Below are 13,924 nucleotides of genomic sequence, written 5' to 3'. Positions count from 1 at the left end.
ACCTGTTGATGCCTTAAGTCCTTCCCTATATGGATTTCAGATACTTTTGAGCGTAGGCACTCTCATCGAATTTTATTTTAAGTTAATTATTTGCATAACAATTCCCGAAGAGCCCAAATTATTTAGCCTCCTTTTTAAGAGAACATTAGCTGCTTGTTTAAATGTGTCTTTCATAATTCAAATTTGATAATTTACAATTCATAATTTATAACTCATGGATGACTTTCTAAATCCTCTTCTAATTTAGCATCTAATTTATTTTTGACATATTCATCAACACTTAAGCCTTCATCTCGACATTCATAAGCAAGTGCCATTGTGTCAACAGTCGGTTCTTCCATGTTCAATATAGCACTAATTATATTAGTGGCATTACTTTGAGCCGTATAAAGACGAATAGTTTCGTGCCACCAAGAGTGATTAATATTGTCAAGTAATAGCTTCTCTTGCTGAGTTTCTTTGATTTCAACTGCTGCTAAATATTCTTGAAAACTCAAATGAGCGAATTCATAGACATCATTCTCTTTCTCCACCAACAAACCACAGACATCTCTCACCTGCTTAATAAACTCCTCTGCTGTAATTTCACTACTCGCTACTTCTCTTAATTTAGCTTGAATCAACGGTGCTTTTTCTGATAATTTAAACTCCCTGGTGTTATTCTGCATTAACATCAACGCCAACACTTGTAATACAGCTTGCTTTTGTGTGGCTATTAAGGGAATAGCAAGTTTTTTAGCACGGTGTCGCTTTTCTAATAATACTTGACAAATTTCTTTGTATAGTTCTACTCTCTTACCGGGTAAAGCACTTCCCCTCCGGTGTACAGTGGCAATCATGGTTAGTAGTAAAGGATTTACTGCCATATCTGCTAAAGGCTTACTATTGAGGATACGCGCAATTAAATCCTCAGCTTGTTCTCTCGCCTCTTCACGCACCCCTAAATCTTCTTCCCCCGCACGACTAATAATTTCTGTCTGTAAATACCAGTTATTAACAAACTGCTGCATTTGTTTAAGGTTGAACGGTTTTACCTCTAGCACAGTTACACTTTCTTGTAGCGGCGCACTTCTATAACCGTAAGGTCTAGAGGTTAGCAAAAAAAGCGTATCAGGATATGTTTGAATCTGTTCATCTACCCAATTTTTAACTTTCTGGCGCTGAGTTTCATCTGCAACTTCATCCAATCCATCTAACAGTACCAAACATTGTTTTTGACGTAATTTATCCGCAAACCAATGTAACGGTGGGTTGAGGGGATCAATCTTACGTTGTCCCTTAATTTGTTGGGTAATTAACTCTGGTAAAGTCAATTTATGAGCGGCAATTTCCTGACTCAACTCAATTTCCTGACTCACCTCTCTAAGATACAGCAACACGGGAATCAGTTTTGGTGCTTGCGGGTGAATCTTGCGTTGAGATTGGGTAGCATAAGTTAGGGCAATGTGCCTGAGTAAAGTCGTCTTCCCTGACCCCGGTGCGCCTAAAATAACTATGGGACGGAAAGCTGCTTCATTTTGCATGGCTGCTAAAAAGTCCCAAATTTGCTTTTCTTTGGGGTTCTTGGCGCTTCTATCTACCGCCTGAATCATTTTGGGATCGACCTGTACTGCCTCTTTGGTCGCCATCTTGAGTGGGACAAATACCTTTTCCAACTTCAAGATGCGGTCTTTATCCAATCCCTGGGTAAGATAGTCCCGACAGATGTAGATGAGTTGCTGGTAATATTTGTTAAGGAAGTTTCGTTTTGACCGCAGTTGTATCAAGTTAGATGGTATATTATTAATTGTCCTAATCAACGTTTGAGCACTCGTTTCCCCTCGTCTTTCTGCTTCTTCCTCTAGGGTTTCCATAAACTTGCCACTAAACTTAACCCAGAGAGACGAACACGCCGTTACGAAGGTTGGAATCAGAGTTTGTGTCCACTCTCCCTGCGTCAATCCTTGTTTAACAGAATCCAGCGTCCATAGGGAGGCTGTACCAAAAGGTATCCACTGAACTAAACGCTGTGTAAGTTTCTGCATCGGTGGCATCGCTGAAAAGGCTTTTCTTCCTATTTTATGCGATCTTCTGTAAAATGAATCCAAGTAGTGGGACTTAGGCATTTTCGGTCAGACGGAAAGGCTCAAACCCTTACGGGACAATACGTTAACCTTGATCTGCTAGTTTCCTTGATATATATAGGTTTCAGCGATTTTGGGTTTCTCGAAGTAAATCCCAATCCCTACTTGGGGTTGAGACTTTTATCGATTTGTTTTTTGTTTAAGTTACAGTAGCAGATATTCAGCAATTTTCTTGATATGGGTAGCAACAATATTGTAATTATCGGACCTAGAGCATCTGGAAAAACGACTTATTTAGCTGGATTATCTTATTGGCCAAAGCTGAAGGATGTTCTGCAAGAAAAGAGAGATTATGAGATTCACCCTCGTGATGATGGTGCGCTTAGACTTCAATATCAAGCGAAAAATATTCTTTTAGAGGGGGAATTTTCACCAACAGTCATCCCAATAGAGGTTTGTTTCGGCATAAAAATAAAAAGAAGATTTTCTAAAACCGAGCTAGATCTATATCTAGTTTTTAAAGATTATCCAGGAGAGATTGATGAACCTAGTATGCACCTGCACCGTTGGTACAGAGAATTTTGGCAAGAATATTTAAGTCCTGATGTAGTAGGATGTCTGATTTTGTTGCCAGCATGGCAGCGAGAAGAATGTGATAGACAATATAGTCGTATTGTGGAGAATCTAACTAAACTAATCGACGAATATAAAAGAATGAAAAACTTTCGCTTAGCAGTAGCAATGAGTAAATGTGAAAGAATAGAGCTTTGGCCAGGAAGACTTAATCCTGAGTCTGATTTATTTGAAATTCATTTACCAAGAACCACAGATATATTAAGGAGAAGAATACCAAAAGAAAATTTAAAATTTTTCGCTATTTCTTCATTTGGAGTGCTAGGAGAAAATGATCCGCGTCCTAATCGGGCAAACCGCATCATTCACGGGGAGTTCCTGTCAGTTCTCAGAGATTCGGAGAAATGGCAACCCTATAACCTGATTGAACCCTTATATTGGCTGAGTACAGGACAAGTGATACCTGTATTGAATCGAAAATTTCCAGCCCTGTTTTCCTGACAAGGCTGAAAACGCACTACTTAGCCGATACCATCGAAGCCGTAATCTGTAACAGTCAGCCTGTAGGTTGGGTTGACGCAAGGAAACCCAACTTCCATATTCATATTAAAATAAGAGATAAGTTTTCAAAAATTCTGAACCTGATGAAAATCAAAGCTATTATTCATCCAGCCGAAGAAGGCGGTTACTGGGCTGAAGTTCCCGCTCTGCCCGGTTGTATAACAGAAGGAGATAGTATGGACGAAGTTGTCGATAACCTCCAAGATGCCATACAAGGCTGGTTAGAAGTTGCCAATGAAAGCAAACAACCTGAATCTAGGTCAGAAGTGATTGAAATTGCTGTATGAAATCAATATCAGGGAAAAAACTCTGTAAAATTGTCGAAAAAAAAGGTTGGATACTCAAAAAAATTACCAGTAGTCACCATATTTATGAAAAGGAGGATGAAGATAAAATTCTATCTATTCCTGTACACCGCAATCAGGACTTAAAAATTGGAACTTTAAAATCAATTATGAAAATAGCTCGATTATCGGAAGATGACTTATAAGCTTTCGTAGGGTGCGTTAATGTTAATGTAACGCACCATCAATTTCCTAATATTCGGTGGGTTACGCTGTCGCTAACCCACCCTACAGTGCTACTGTGAAGAGACAAGCTGATGTCCGAGGTTATAATGGTCAAAGAGTTAAAAAAGAAATTAATCTAATCAATAGCCACAATGAAGGTACAGCCAAATGAGTCAAGTCTTAACCCTAGAATTGAGCGATGAAGTCTATGCCGCCTTGCAACAGCAAGCTAAAATATTAGGTATCGACCTGTCAGAATTAGTAACAACTTCCCTCGAACGACAGTATCGCTTAACAAAAGCTAAAGACCAACGCACGGAAGCCGAAAAAGAAGCAGCACGTCAACGCTTTCGAGCGCACGCTGGCTCAATTAGCGGCTATCCGACAGGAGCAGATAATGAAAGCATTGATGCTGACTTAGGGAGAGAGTATGGAGATACTCATGAGGAGACATCAAATCAGTGATACTCCTCGATACTTCTGGGTTACTTTGCTATGTCTATCGTGATCAACCAGGACATGAAGAAGCTGTCCAATTGTTAGATAGTGCAGGTAAAAGCAGCACCCACAGTTACGTTTTAGCAGAGTTAGTTGCTCTAGCTCAAGTTCGCCATTACCCGCGTTTAGCTACCCTAGAATTTATCAACGATTTGCTAGAAAATCCAGATATCGAGACAGTTTGGATAGATGAGCCTTTACATCGTGCTGCGGTCAAACTATTGATGGCACGGCAAGATAAGACTTATTCTTTATGTGATGCAGTTAGCTTTTTATTGATGCGTCAGTTCAATATTAATGAAGCATTAACCACCGATCGCCATTTTGAGCAAGAAGGTTTTCACCGTTTACTTGTATTCTAAAAAGGGCAGAGCTACGTCAGGGGTTGGTATTTCTCCAACTGGTACTCTTGCCATTTCCCCGACCCCCGTTCGGTGAGGGATTGGGCGTTTCCCAACTGTGCGGCTGCTTCCCGCCAGAATTGTTCAAAGTTCTGCCGCAGTTCTCCGGTGGCAATCATTGATTTTAACGCGATAATTTAGTCAACAATTCCAAGAGTTTTTTACTATTAGGAGTCAAGAGAGTTCGACGATAGGCATCGGCGGCCTTTTTAATCGCTTCCGCTTGGGTGGGGTAGGGATGAATAACAATAGAGAGTTTACCCAGTCCGATTTTGGCAACCATAGCGGTGGTAATTTCAGAAATCATCTCACCGGCGTGAGCGGCGACGATAGTGGCTCCTAAAATTTGGTCGGAACCTTGTTTGTGAATAATTTTTAAAAAACCGTCCGTTTCGCCATCAGCGATAGCTCGATCGACTATACTCAAAGGAATTTTAATAGTATTAGTGGTCAATCCCCGGGCTTTTGCTTGGGTTTCATCCATGCCCACACGAGCAATTTCTGGGTCAGTGTAAGTGACCCAAGGCATAACTAAATTACTGAGCTTATCGCGTCCGAAACCGAAGGGAGAAAAGAGAGTATTTTTAATCACAATACGGGCGGCTGCATCGGCAGCATGGGTAAATTTCCAATCCATACAGATATCACCGGCCGCATAAATTTTCGGGTTAGTAGTTTGCAGATAATCATTAACTTTGACTCCCCGACGAGTATCGTATTCCACGGCCACCGCTTCTAAATTTAATCCTGACAGATTAGGCTCCCGGCCGGCAGCGACTAAAATCTCGTCAACGGTGATAGTTGCTCCTTGACCGTTGCTAGTATATTCAATGGTTTTACCCCGCTCATTTTTTCTCACCCGTTCAATTTGGCAAGAGAGAATTAACTGCATTCCTTCCCGCAGGAAAGTATTCTCAATAATTGCGGCTGCTTCTGGGTCTTCTTTATTCAAAAGATGGGAATGGTTATGAAATAAAATCACTTGCGTGCCTAACCGTTGAAAAGCTTGGGCTAATTCACAACCAATCGGCCCGCCACCGATAATAGCTAATCGAGGAGGTAATTCTGTGAGGGAAAAAATTGTTTCATTGGTATAAAATCCCGCTTCTTTTAGTCCGGGGATATCGGGATGAAAAGCCCTAGTACCAGTGGCAATGACGGCTTTTTTATAAGCGAGGGTTTTTCCCGCGACTTCCACGGCATTTTGTCCTAAAAAACGAGCGCTACCCAAGAAGACATCGATACCTAGTTTTTGGAAACGTTGCACCGAATCATGATGACTAATATCGGCGCGAATTTGCCGCATTCTGGTCATTACTCTGGCAAAATCTACCCTAGTATCCCCAATATCAATTCCTAATTTTTTGGCTTTCTCAATTTCCCCGATAATTCTAGAGGAACGAATCAGACATTTAGAAGGAATACAACCGAAATTGAGGCAATCTCCCCCCATTAAGTGTTTTTCCACTAAAGCCACTTTTAAACCTATATCTAAACCCGCCGCCCCCGCCGCTACGACTAAACCCGCAGTACCCGCACCGATGACGACTAAATCATAACAATCCTGGGGTTGTGGATTGACCCAATCGGCGGGATGAACATAATTAACTAATTTTTGATTATGTTCGTCCATGGGGAGAATATTAACTTCACTGGAGCTATTTTGAAACATAGTGAACTACCTCGACTCCCTAGGCGCAGTTGTCAAGACTTCGGAATTTACAGGGGAATGCGTCAAGACAGACTTACATCCACCTTTTTGACTTACTTCTCCTCTTTGAGCAGTGGTCTGAGTTCCTGAGACCAATAATTGTCTGATGCCTTCTGCTCTTATTTTTTTAGCTGCATTTTTGTCTCTATCGTCATGTGTACCATAGCTTGGACAAGTCCATTTTCTAACGTCTAATGGCATATCAGACATTTGATAGAGACAATAAGAATAGGTTTTAGAGCTAGGGAAAAATCTATCAATCTCCATCAATAAACCGCCTTTATTCTGTAGTTTATAGTCAATAAATTTACCTCTTGGCCAAGTTGGTAGAGCAAGTTTCTTGGTTCTATGTTAGTTGTTGTATTAATCGGACAAAACCTGATGAGACTTTCTCTGTCAACTCTTAAGGAGTTGTGCGTTTCATTTTTCAATTGGCGATTTAAGAGCCAATTTTAAAGGCTTCTAGAAATAAACTATAGGTGATACCAATTTTTAGTAAATTGAAAGATTCTCGCAGAATCGGTGCTGGTTTAGCCTGAGAACTTTTTCGATAAACAATCCGGCTAGTCGCCTCCGTAAACAGCAGCAATAAACCGGCAGCGGTGACATCCCATTGAGCAGTTTGACCAGCAGTAGTGACAATTGCTTGACCAGAAAAAACTCCAAATAAAACACAAATTATCTGGAGGGAAATCCGCCGCCAAGGATTACCAAAAAAGCTATTAAATCGACTGCTGGTGACATTAGCCAGCGTACTTAAACGGGTGCGTTGCATGGTCATATTTATTTAGAAGTAATACGATTAAGAAGCCACAAAGAGGTAACAATACCAGTAAAGTGAGCGAGAATTGTATTAGTATTAGCCTGCACAATTAACAGGTCAACAGAATTAACAAATTGACTGGGGTTAGAGGCAACATTAAAAGTACCTTGGGGAACATTGAGGGATTTAATTAAGACGATTCCCGCCAAGGCTTGCGCCCCCAAAATCGTTAAAAACATCCCGATAATATTAGCGATTAAACCCTGACGGATTAATTGAATAGTATCGGATTTTTTCGGGCGACTATCTTGATCACCCCTCAACATTTGACGGGCAATTTTCATGTAACGAGAGGAAAAGAAAATGGCAACCACCAAGAAACCAGCCCCACCAATGGCACATAAAACACCGATTTCAATACCGGAAGTGCGTTGTCTCGTCCCTAATAAACTAGCGGTAGCAATGAGTAATAAAACCCCTGAAATTACGCCTAGGACAATCTGTGTCCAAAAACCGATTCTTCCCTGACGTAAAAGGATATTAGCAGCCCGTTGGACGGCGGGAGGCAAGGAATAAAGATCAGAATCTCTCGGGGTGGATATATTGGTAATTTCTGATTGTTTGTCTCTCATCGGGGTTAAGCTAGGGATTGGGTAAATCTGGTCCTGATCTATTTTCGTCTTTTTTTTTGCCCATGGCTAGAGATTTAATTTTGGCACTGACTGGCTATCTGTTTAGCTTCTACCTGTAAACGCTGGGCCATACGAAACATTTCTTGACCGGTGTGGAGAGAGCGATCATCGTAGTTAAGGGTAAAGGTTTCTAATTCTTCTAGTCCGTCAGTGAGATGATTGAGACAGTAGTACACAGAGGCGGCCACTTTGGCCATTTTGGCAGGATTAGGCCGTTGGGAAAAGAGGGTTTTGGCTCGATCGAGATTTTGGCGACAGGTTTCTAGATAGTCTTGAAAAACAGCCATTAACTGATCATCGAAGGGATCCGCGGATAGGTGATCGATCTGACCTTTGAGGGGTCGGATAATTTGACCGATCAGGCGATTAATCGGGCTATAGGTCTGTTTATACCACTGTTTGACCAGGGCTTCGTCTTCCTGGACCGTTTCTTTGTAACGATGATAATTTGCTTGGGCGGTGGCGGTGCGTTGGGCGCGTTTTTCGGGAGAATTGGCGATTAGTTGGTTATCGTAGTCCTTTCTTAGTCTCGGATCGCTTAAAATCTCGTAGGCGGCGTTAATAGCGACGATTTTATCGTGACTGGCACTATCGTTTTGACTATCGGGGTGGAATTGTCTGGCTAAACGCCGATAGGCCCGTTTAATCTCGTCAGGGGTCGATTTATGGCTAATTTCTAAGGTTTGGTAGTGGTTGCCGGTCATGAGCGCAAGCGATCGATCTGTCTTTTATTATTATCGACCATGGTTAACGCGGCGGAGAAGGGGAATTGTCGAGAGTGGGAAAGCGGGGTGTGGGGTGTGGGGTGTGGGGTGTGGGGTGTGGGAAGAATACATAAAAATAATCTCCTGTTTCCTGAATACTGACTTCTGACTCCCGACTTCTGACTTCTAACCCAATGTTCGCCAAAGATAAGCAAAAGTTATATATTGACCCCAAAAACTTGAGAATATTTAAATTAACATTCCGCAATATTTATAAATTCTTAAGAATTAATTGAGAAACATTTTTATTTAACAACGATTTTACAATGGTTACAGCGATTTGATAGAATTTCATAGTGGGTTATTCTGTGATTTTTTGGGTGGCAAGGGTTGAAACCCTTGCCACACCTACAAGGTAATCCTAATTAAGACGGGTAAATTAGTCAATTTCACCCACAACGATGATCTTTTTTTTGTGTAGTTTTATTACAAAGAAAAAGTTTTTTTGACAAAAAGCACAAAGTATGAATTATGAATTGGGGAGAAGGGAGGGGGAGAGGGGGAGAAGGGAGAATAAATAAAAATAATCTTCAGAATTCTGAATTGAGAATACTGACAAAATTGGCAATAATTAGACAAAAGGATTGATTTCAGGGATATGATCGATCGAGGGTAAGTCTATTTGGCCCGATCGCTCTTGTCTAAGATAATAGGGACAATGAAGCTGACAATCGGGACGATGGGGAAAATCGACTAAATCATTTTGGTATGCTGATAGATAGAGATCGAGATCCTTCAATAAACGGCGTAAATCCCGTCCTGTCCGTTGGTGTAGTTTGCGATTATATTTAAAAGTAATTTGTTCGGGGCTGCGGGGTAACTGCACAAACCAATAGGTCATCGATAAACTATCAAGAGGATAAGCAGAAGTTTCTGCCAACACATACAGATAAAGTCTCGTCTGCCAATTTTTGGCTAGTTTGTCGGCATCGATAGGTTTTAAGTAGGTTTTCCAGTCAAAAATTACCGCTCGATCGCTCTCTAGTAAAATTAAATCATAGATAACCGTTAATAAATAATTACCCACAGTTAAACTGCGACAATGTTCTGCTTCTCGATTAGCTTCTCCCGGATTTTGGGCAATTGCCGGGGCAGCCTTTAATAGGGCTGTTAAACAATGTTCTAACTGTTCATTTTCGCGTAATAGAGACGTGATTGGCAGCCCTAATTCCCGCTGCTGTAATAATAGGTGAAACTGACTGCCCCATTCTTGCCGCTGCAATTGCCCGGGGTCAGCCGGTGTGTTAAGTTGCTCTAGATAGACTTTTTGAAATCTCGGTGGACAGGTTTCCAATAGGTTTAAATGGCCCTGGGCAAGACGATAGATATTAGACATGATGCACCCCCCTTATCAAGGGTAGATCCCCCCGCCTATCGGCACCCCCCTTATCAAGGGGGGCAGGGGGGATCGAACCTAAAATCCATTTTTAATTTAATTATAACCAGCTACTTAGAGTTATCGTTGATAAAACAGAAGTTAGTCTATGGTTTTTGGCTGACAGATGCTAGGAAGGTTGAATAGCCAGAGTATTTAGTAACATTTGATAGACAATACCCAAAGAAATTGATTAGGAAAATCTATGCTTAAGAAAAAGGATCATGACGGCCTTTCCCATAAAGATGAAGTGTAACCTAATTTGGTGTTAACGACCGACGACTGACCCGCCAAAACAAAAACTTCCTATCTCATCATTAAGATAAGCTGCCCGCCTATTTAAATTGCTTGTTGAGATGAGGCACTGTGGCACTCTTGCAACAGTAAAAGGATTGGGAGAGATTGACCTAATCTAAGGATAGGGGGTTAAAATACGTCTTAGCTTAATGACAGACAATAGCTTGTTAGAGCTATAATCAGGGTTTTATGCCTATAAAAGTCCCTGTTTACTTAATAAAGAAAATTTGACAGACTTATATAATAATGCTTGCTAGTGAAGCTTCTCGATAATTGATTCCCCATGACTTGGTTATATAAAACCCCCGGTATTCCCGATGAATTGTTTGAACGTTTGCCCGGGATTCCCCTGAGTAAACGCGAGGTGAGATTATTGATGATTTCCGCTTTGCGGTTAGGTGATGGGGGGGTTTTCTGGGATATAGGCGCAGGAACCGGCACTATTCCCGTTGAAATTGGCTTATTATGCCCCAATAGTCCGATTATTGCTATTGAAAGGGATGAAGAAGTGGCCAGTTTAATCCGGCGTAATTGCGATCGCTTTGGGGTAAAAAATGTCACCGTTTTTGAAGGCAGCGCGCCCGATTGTCTGCCCAATATATCCCTCGCCCCCGATCGCGTCTGTATCGAGGGCGGCAAACCGATTAAATCGGTCCTGCAAGAAGTGTGGCAATACCTGAAACCCAATGGCCGCATCGTGGCTACGGCCAATAATTTAGAAACCCTCTATCAATTTTCCGAAGGCTTTTCTAATTTACAGGCGCGTAATATCGAGATTGTCCAAGCGGCAGTAAATCGCCTAGAAACTAGGGGTATTCACCAAGTTTTTGCCGCCGTTGATCCCATGTTTATCCTGAGCGGCGATAAACTTTAATCGGGGATAACCTTCCATAAAGTTTTCTTAATCTATATAATTATGACAATGCCGCCTAACTTCTCTGGATTAACCATGCCTTGGCCACGCATTGTCAGCGCTATTTTTGCTATTGCCTTCGCACTGGGAATTATTATCGTTGGGGGTTGGTATTTCACCCTCGGCATCGGTGTTATCGTCTTTTTGGGACAATTAGAGTATTTTCGCTTAGTTCGCGCTAAAGGCATTGAACCGGCCGCTAAAACCACTCTCGTAGTTTCCCAATTATTACTACTGACGGCAACTATGGCAGCCCCCCTCACCGATGCCATGTTTCCCCTGGCTGGGGCATTAATTTGTTTTTATCTGCTCTTTCAGCCTAAAATGGCGACAATTGCCGACATTTCCACCTCAATTCTCGGTCTGTTTTATGGTGGTTACTTACCCAGTTATTGGATTCGTTTACGGGTCGGTTTTTCCCCCGAAAGTGGTCCCGTGGCCATGGCCAGTAACTTACCCCTGATGGGATATTGGCCGGAATCCTGGATGGAACCGAAATTATTCCCGGCTGCTTTGACGGTGACTTTTCTGGCCTTCGGTTGCATTTGGGCCGCCGATATCGGAGCTTATATCATGGGAAAATGGTTAGGGAAAACCAGTTTATCGCTGATTAGTCCCAAAAAAACCGTGGAAGGTTCCTTTTTTGGCATTTTAGGCAGTATAGCGGTGGCCGATTTGGGTGCTTGGTATTTAGATTGGCCCTATTGGCAGCTGACGGGCTTATTTTTGGGCTTATTAATTGGTATTGTCAGTTTATTGGGTGATTTGACCGAATCGATGATGAAACGCGATGCCGGGGTTAAGGATTCCGGGCAGTTAATCCCCGGTCACGGTGGTATACTCGATCGCACTGATAGTTATGTGTTCACCGCTCCCCTAGTATATTATTTCGTCACTTTACTGCTGCCCTTGTTGCGCTAGTAATTTGTATCTTCTCCAGTGCTAGATTAAAGATTAAACCCAAATTTGCGATTATGTCAGCAGTCGTCCATCCCCGGGGTAAAGTTTATCTTCTCGGTGCGGGAATTGGTCAGAGCAGTTTTCTCACCCTGCAAGCGCGAGCAATTTTAGCCACGGCCGAGGTTTTGCTGTATGATGCCCTAGTGGATAGTCAAATCTTCTCCCTAGTGCCGAAAACCTGTGTTTTAGTCGATGTTGGCAAACGGGGGGGACAACCCGGAGCCGAGCAAAATCAGATTAATCGGATACTGGTTAATTATTGTCAAGAGGGAAAACGAGTTATTCGGCTTAAAAGTGGTGATCCGGGAGTTTTTGGGCGAGTATATCCTGAAATGTTGGCCTTAAAGCAGGCTGGCTGTGATTTTGAACTGATAACCGGTATTTCCTCCGCTTTAGCCGCTCCTTTATTGGCCGGAATTCCCCTGACCGAAAAGGATATTAGTCGCTGTTTTGCGGTCTTGAGCGCTCACGATCCCGAGTCTCTCGATTGGTCAGCTTTAGCTAAAATTGATACACTTGTGCTATTGATGGCCGGTCAGTCTTTAGGGCAAATTATCGAGAAATTATACCAAAATGGGCGGAATATTCACGACTCGATCGCTATTATCCGTCAGGCGGGACGCAAGGATCAACAAATTTGGCGCGGCACTTTAGAAAATATTCTCGCTCAAACCGCCGGAGTGTCCCTCTCACCCTCTATTATGGTCATTGGTCAAGTTGTGGATCTGGCGATTATGTCCTCTCCCCCACCCCTAGGCGGTAAAACTATTGTTATTACCCGTGCCGCCGAGCAAACGAGTCAATTTAGCGAAATTTTGCAAAATCAAGGCGCAGAAGTCCTGGAAATGCCCGCTTTAGAGATTCGTCCCCCCGACCGTTGGCAAGGTTTAGACGATGCCATCGCTCAGTTAAAAGAGTTTGATTGGCTGATTTTAACTTCTGCCAATGCTGTTAATTTTTTCTTCGATCGCTTGACATTTTGGGGAAAAGATGCTAGGGCTTTAGCGACCGTAAAAATCGCCGTGGTGGGCAAAAAAACCAGCCAAGTTTTGCACTCACGGGGATTAAAAGCGGATTTTATCCCGGGGGATTTTGTCGCCGATGCCTTGGTAAACGAGTTTCCCGACCCGATTAAGGGGCAAAAATTCCTCTTTCCTCGCGTGGAAACGGGAGGCAGAGAGATATTAGTTAAGGAGTTAACGGCCAAAGCTGGTCAGGTGACGGAAGTGGCCGCATATTATTCCGGATGTCCGGCACGCATGGATAGTGGCATCTGGGAAGCGTTTCGAGATGGGAAAGTCGATATAGTCACCTTTGCTAGTTCCAAAACCGTCCAGAATTTTTATCGGTTATTGCTGCAAGAAACGGCAGAATTATCGGTTAATTCCCTCTTAGAAAAAGTTTGTCTGGCTTCTATCGGTCCGCAAACTTCAAAAACCTGTCAAGAGTTATTTGGTCGTGTTGATATCGAGGCGCAAGAATATACCCTAGAAGGATTGACTAGCGCTTTAATCGAGTGGAGTAATACCTGACATCCTCGCCGCCGTATTTGCGGCAGCCGGGGTTGGGAGAATCAAAGCCCCTTATCAAGAAGGATCAAAGCCCCCCTTATCAAGGGGGGTTGGGGGGATCAAAGCCCCCCTTATCAAGGAGGATCAAAGCCCCTTATCAAGAAGGATCAAAGCCCCTTATCAAGAAGGATCAAAGCCCCTTATCAAGAAGGATCAAAGCCCCCCTTATCAAGGGTAGGGCTGTTTCATTTAAATTAAGTACAGCTGATTTTGAGTCAATAAATTTGACTTAAGATTCTCAAGTTTATCTTTTTCTAACCAAAAGAGTTAGTC

The 13,924-nt window shown here is 42.5% G+C and carries 16 protein-coding genes; 8 read left to right on the top strand and 8 right to left on the bottom strand.

Annotated elements, in window-relative coordinates; genetic code table 11:
• Nucleotides 1–212: 212 nt before the first annotated feature.
• A complete protein-coding gene (locus LW728_RS20005; RefSeq protein ID WP_162561076.1) occupies nt 213–2,024 on the bottom strand; it encodes an NACHT domain-containing protein in 1,812 nt (603 codons plus the stop codon).
• Nucleotides 2,025–2,300: 276 nt separating this feature from the next.
• Here LW728_RS20005 and LW728_RS20000 point away from each other — a divergent pair, with 276 nt between their 5' ends.
• The 5 genes from LW728_RS20000 (at nt 2,301) to LW728_RS19980 (ending at nt 4,566) form a co-directional block, all read left to right on the top strand.
• A complete protein-coding gene (locus LW728_RS20000; RefSeq protein ID WP_287767864.1) occupies nt 2,301–3,137 on the top strand; it encodes a hypothetical protein in 837 nt (278 codons plus the stop codon).
• Nucleotides 3,138–3,280: 143 nt separating this feature from the next.
• Nucleotides 3,281–3,484 carry a type II toxin-antitoxin system HicB family antitoxin gene (locus LW728_RS19995; RefSeq protein WP_002734086.1) on the top strand — a complete coding sequence of 68 codons (204 nt, stop codon included), beginning with the start codon at nt 3,281–3,283 and terminating at the stop codon, nt 3,482–3,484.
• Nucleotides 3,481–3,687, top strand: coding sequence for a type II toxin-antitoxin system HicA family toxin (locus LW728_RS19990; protein ID WP_002741035.1), 207 nt, complete (start codon nt 3,481–3,483; stop codon nt 3,685–3,687). Before LW728_RS19995 ends, LW728_RS19990 begins: the two co-directional genes overlap by 4 nt.
• A 187-nt stretch (nt 3,688–3,874) precedes the next feature.
• Nucleotides 3,875–4,171: a hypothetical protein gene (locus LW728_RS19985; protein ID WP_108936314.1), complete on the top strand. Its 297-nt coding sequence runs from the start codon at nt 3,875–3,877 to the stop codon at nt 4,169–4,171.
• Nucleotides 4,168–4,566 (top strand): type II toxin-antitoxin system VapC family toxin, encoded by a 399-nt coding sequence (locus LW728_RS19980; RefSeq protein WP_287767860.1) that lies wholly within the window; start codon nt 4,168–4,170, stop codon nt 4,564–4,566. The genes LW728_RS19985 and LW728_RS19980 overlap by 4 nt, the downstream gene beginning before the upstream one ends.
• An 11-nt stretch (nt 4,567–4,577) precedes the next feature.
• On the opposite strand, the gene LW728_RS19975 is transcribed toward LW728_RS19980, so the two are convergent.
• From LW728_RS19975 to LW728_RS19945, 7 genes are all read right to left on the bottom strand, one after another.
• Nucleotides 4,578–4,724, bottom strand: a complete 147-nt coding sequence (locus LW728_RS19975) for a hypothetical protein (RefSeq protein WP_002758360.1) — start codon at nt 4,722–4,724, stop codon at nt 4,578–4,580.
• 5 nt (nt 4,725–4,729) lie between these two features.
• Nucleotides 4,730–6,277, bottom strand: coding sequence for a mercuric reductase (locus LW728_RS19970; protein WP_287767857.1), 1,548 nt, complete (start codon nt 6,275–6,277; stop codon nt 4,730–4,732).
• 6 nt (nt 6,278–6,283) lie between these two features.
• The gene (locus LW728_RS19965; RefSeq protein ID WP_287767867.1) at nt 6,284–6,619 is read right to left on the bottom strand and encodes a zinc ribbon domain-containing protein; all 336 of its coding nucleotides are present in this window, start codon (nt 6,617–6,619) and stop codon (nt 6,284–6,286) included.
• A 136-nt stretch (nt 6,620–6,755) separates the two neighbouring features.
• The gene (locus tag LW728_RS19960; protein ID WP_002753579.1) at nt 6,756–7,097 is read right to left on the bottom strand and encodes a DUF565 domain-containing protein; all 342 of its coding nucleotides are present in this window, start codon (nt 7,095–7,097) and stop codon (nt 6,756–6,758) included.
• Nucleotides 7,098–7,099: 2 nt separating this feature from the next.
• The gene (locus tag LW728_RS19955) at nt 7,100–7,711 is read right to left on the bottom strand and encodes a DUF3611 family protein (protein ID WP_002800798.1); all 612 of its coding nucleotides are present in this window, start codon (nt 7,709–7,711) and stop codon (nt 7,100–7,102) included.
• Between the two features lie 74 nt (nt 7,712–7,785).
• Entirely contained in the window at nt 7,786–8,475 is a 690-nt protein-coding gene (locus LW728_RS19950) for a J domain-containing protein (protein ID WP_287767855.1), read from the bottom strand.
• Between the two features lie 631 nt (nt 8,476–9,106).
• A complete protein-coding gene (locus LW728_RS19945; protein WP_287670984.1) occupies nt 9,107–9,871 on the bottom strand; it encodes a PD-(D/E)XK nuclease family protein in 765 nt (254 codons plus the stop codon).
• Nucleotides 9,872–10,490: 619 nt separating this feature from the next.
• Between LW728_RS19945 and cbiT the strand changes: the two genes are divergently transcribed.
• The 3 genes from cbiT to cobA are packed head-to-tail and all read left to right on the top strand — an operon-like array spanning nt 10,491 to nt 13,612.
• Nucleotides 10,491–11,081 (top strand): precorrin-6Y C5,15-methyltransferase subunit CbiT, encoded by a 591-nt coding sequence (gene cbiT, locus LW728_RS19940; RefSeq protein WP_002732225.1) that lies wholly within the window; start codon nt 10,491–10,493, stop codon nt 11,079–11,081.
• 42 nt (nt 11,082–11,123) lie between these two features.
• Nucleotides 11,124–12,041, top strand: a complete 918-nt coding sequence (locus LW728_RS19935; RefSeq protein WP_016514637.1) for a phosphatidate cytidylyltransferase — start codon at nt 11,124–11,126, stop codon at nt 12,039–12,041.
• Between the two features lie 53 nt (nt 12,042–12,094).
• Nucleotides 12,095–13,612, top strand: a complete 1,518-nt coding sequence (gene cobA, locus LW728_RS19930; protein ID WP_287767853.1) for a uroporphyrinogen-III C-methyltransferase — start codon at nt 12,095–12,097, stop codon at nt 13,610–13,612.
• The last annotated feature ends 312 nt before the right edge of the window (nt 13,613–13,924 follow it).

The sequence above is a fragment of the Microcystis sp. 49638_E5 genome (assembly GCF_021300285.1).
GTDB classification, from domain to species: Bacteria; Cyanobacteriota; Cyanobacteriia; order Cyanobacteriales; family Microcystaceae; genus Microcystis; species Microcystis aeruginosa_C.
The sequence above is the reverse complement of the archived record's forward strand: the minus strand, read 5'-3'. Positions and strand labels throughout refer to the sequence as shown.